The 3,001-nt window shown below is 44.1% G+C and carries 4 protein-coding genes; 3 read left to right on the top strand and 1 reads right to left on the bottom strand.

Features of this window, described 5'->3' with window-relative positions; all coding sequences use genetic code 11:
* Positions 1-422 (top strand): transposase (locus F752_RS23385; protein ID WP_017730405.1); only part of this gene is annotated, 422 nt, incomplete at its 5' end.
* A 96-nt stretch (positions 423-518) separates the two neighbouring features.
* Here the strand turns inward: F752_RS23385 and F752_RS0103790 are convergent.
* Positions 519-818 (bottom strand): hypothetical protein, encoded by a 300-nt coding sequence (locus tag F752_RS0103790; protein WP_017730404.1) that lies wholly within the window; start codon positions 816-818, stop codon positions 519-521.
* Positions 819-1,061: 243 nt separating this feature from the next.
* Between F752_RS0103790 and F752_RS0103785 the strand changes: the two genes are divergently transcribed.
* The gene (locus F752_RS0103785; RefSeq protein ID WP_017730403.1) at positions 1,062-2,597 is read left to right on the top strand and encodes an IS1182 family transposase; all 1,536 of its coding nucleotides are present in this window, start codon (positions 1,062-1,064) and stop codon (positions 2,595-2,597) included.
* A gap of 103 nt (positions 2,598-2,700) precedes the next feature.
* The gene (locus F752_RS0103780; RefSeq protein ID WP_017730402.1) at positions 2,701-2,883 is read left to right on the top strand and encodes a hypothetical protein; all 183 of its coding nucleotides are present in this window, start codon (positions 2,701-2,703) and stop codon (positions 2,881-2,883) included.
* Positions 2,884-3,001 lie beyond the last annotated feature (118 nt).

The raw sequence follows: 3,001 nt of genomic DNA, 5'->3' as shown, positions 1-3,001 counted from the left end.
AGTGCTCACGGCTAATCTCTTCGAGCAGCGATAGCAAAGACTGCCCCTTCAGACAAAGCTGCATCGGAAAGCAGCATGAAAAAAGAATCGACATTACCTACTTTATGGATGAGTATATACGAGCAGTGGAACGGGTCAACTCTCCCAGGGGCAGGCAAATGAAGAAGCTCAGGCACAGCACGGTAGAGCCTGTCTTCGGCACCTTAATCAACTTCATGGCCCTGAAGAGAATTAACACCAGGGGTATCATACAGGCAGAAAAGGTAATGTTGATGGCCGCCTGTGCCTATAACCTGAAAAAGTGGCTTAACTTCTCCCAGAACAGAAGGAAAGCAGCTGCTCTGGCTCTGCCTAAGCCAACTAATGGCTGTTTTTGTGCTGTGATTTTTCTTTTGGGCAAAAGAAGCAGGAAAATAAACTAGAGAGTGATGAAATAAGAAAAACTGAGCTTAGAAGCAATCAGGTTGTGCAACAGCTACTGGGGTTAGGGGCTGTTTATTTATGATATTCTTACTTTTCTATCTCAAAATCAACCATAGGATAAATAGAAAAACAAGAGTAAATATAAACCCGTGAACTAAGATTTCTCCTTTCAGCTTATCTCTCCCAGATATTATTTCTATTAGAAATACCTTTACCAGATTTAATACTAATCTTACTAATCCGACTATCAAGGTTAAAACAAAAATAAAGAAACTTGCCGGAGGAGCATGAACGTATCCCCTTCCTATTATCACATGGCCAATAACTGTCGCTATAATGCCAATAAAATAGATAAGTAATCCTACCGTCAGCCCTTTTTTATATTCTTTTGTCATTTAGTTTTTTGAGGCACGGCTATTCTTTTTTTTAAGGTTCTCTGGTTTTAATAGCCCCTAACGTTGATAAAAATAGCAGAGGCCGACGTAAAGAGCAGCGTTATAGTCCCCCGTTGAGAAAGACATTAAAGAGCTGTTTAGCCTGTTAGGCCAGTAAACCGGCCTTTGTTATTTTTTGTGGTGCCTGTTGCACTACTTCTTGAAAGTAAATGTTTAGCAGGTAAGGAGCAAATTTTTTAAGCGATGCAGGGCAGGAAGATTTTTCGGGAGCGGAAGCAGCTTTGCTTTTCCCTCTCAGAGGCTGTTCCAAAACACAACCTCTATTACCGGCTCAAGGAAGTTCTGAAGCTGGATTTCCTTTCTGAGCACACGAAAAGCTACTATGGCTCCTGCGGACAGAAGAGCATAGACCCTGAGGTCTTTTTCAAGCTCTGCCTGATTAAACATCTGGAGAACATCGACTCTGACAGGAAACTTATAGACATATGCAGCCTTAGGCTGGACCTGCGCTACTTCCTTGGCTACAACTTAGATGAAGCTTTACCCTGGCATTCCACCGTTTCCAGAACCAGGCAAAGGCTGAGTAAAGACCTCTTCGATACCCTTTTTACGCATATTCTTTCTCTTTGCGTAGATGCTGGCATGGTAGCCGGCAAGGTCCAGGCTATTGACTCCGCCTACATCAAAGCCAATGCTTCCATGAGTTCTTTAGAGCTAAAAGTACCCAAAGAACAACTGGAGCAAGAGCATCAGCTAAGCACGGCCCACAGGCCTGCAAGGGAGAATAAATCCACTCAGCAGCAACGAAGCATCTCTGCCAGAAAAGAGGAGCTTCAGGAGATAGCCAGCAGACAAAAGAAGTGGAGCAAGGATAAAAGACCCGGAGCAGGTAGTAAGGAGCACAGGTTTACCAGCAATAAAACCCATTATTCTCCCGTAGACCCGGATGCTCGTATTGCCGTAAAGCCTGGAAAGCCCCGCCAGCTCTGCTACTTTAACCAGCTATCTGTTGATACCGCTCATCATGTCATTACTCATACTCAGGCTGATTTCTCAGACAAAAAAGATAGCCAGTGTTTACCTTCCATTATAGAGAAAGTAGAAGAAAGGCTGAAGAGTCAGAACTTAAGCTGTCAGTCTATAGCAGCCGATGCAGGCTACTGTTCAGGAGAGAACCTTCACCTGCTGGAAGCAAAAAGAATAGAGGCTTTTATTCCTATTCATGGCACCTACAAAGGCGGTCCTGAAGGATTTATCTACCACAGAGAAGAGGATTATTGGGAGTGCCCAAATGGAAAGAAAGTTACCTTTAGAAGAATCGTGCTCACTGCCAGTCTGATTAAACAGCGCCAGTACTTTACCCGCAGAAGTGACTGTAAGGACTGTCCCTTCAGGGAAAGCTGCATTGGAAAACGCAAGGAAAAAAGAATCGATATCACCTACTTTATGGATGAATACACAAGGGCCATTGAAAGGGTAAATTCCTCAAGAGGCAGGCAAATGAAGAAGCTCCGACATAGTACGGTAGAGCCTGTCTTTGGAACGCTCATCAACTTCATGGCCCTGAAGAGAATCAATACCAGGGGCATCGTTCAGGCAGAAAAGGTGATGCTGATGGCCGCCTGTGCCTATAACCTGAAAAAGTGGCTCAACTTCTCCCAAAACAGAAGAAAAACAGTTGCTATGGCCCTGCCTAAGCCACAGAATGGCTGTTTTTACTTTTTGGTTTTTATCACCAGCAAGGGGAATTCTAAAAGCAGGCAAAAGGTGATAAAATAAGGAGAAATTAACCTGTAGAACTACCGCGTTGTGCAACGGCTACTAGGGTTAGGCTGTGTTTATTTTCATTTCGTCCTCCGTTTAGACACTTTACTGCGCCAGCATGCTATACCTTTTGAAGTATTCGGCTATAGTGGAGCATTCTATTTTTAAAGGTCCTGCTGACAAATCCACCGACAGGAGCCAGGGAGAAATCATTTACAGCTGCTCAAAGCCAAATCAGCATTTTGGTGCCCTCCCGACAGAGCTGGTGAACATCAGCGGAAGAATCCAGCCCAGTCCGTAAAAAGCCAGTTTACCAGTCACACTTTATTATTCTGTATGGCTAAGCTGGTTGTCCGTCCTGCTTTTAACCTTTGTAGGTCGGTCAGATTAACCGCTATACTGCTTGAATACAGCCTAAC

The sequence above is a fragment of the Nafulsella turpanensis ZLM-10 genome (assembly GCF_000346615.1).
Classification (GTDB): Bacteria; Bacteroidota; Bacteroidia; order Cytophagales; family Cyclobacteriaceae; genus Nafulsella; species Nafulsella turpanensis.
The sequence above is the reverse complement of the archived record's forward strand: the minus strand, read 5'-3'. Positions and strand labels throughout refer to the sequence as shown.

Excerpts from the sequence above, each read along its gene's own strand:
- F752_RS0103790 (WP_017730404.1), bottom strand. The coding sequence starts at position 818 with ATGACAAAAGAATATAAAAAAGGGCTGACGGTAGGATTACTTATCTAT.
- F752_RS0103785 (WP_017730403.1), top strand. The coding sequence starts at position 1,062 with ATGCAGGGCAGGAAGATTTTTCGGGAGCGGAAGCAGCTTTGCTTTTCC.
- F752_RS0103780 (WP_017730402.1), top strand. The coding sequence starts at position 2,701 with ATGCTATACCTTTTGAAGTATTCGGCTATAGTGGAGCATTCTATTTTT.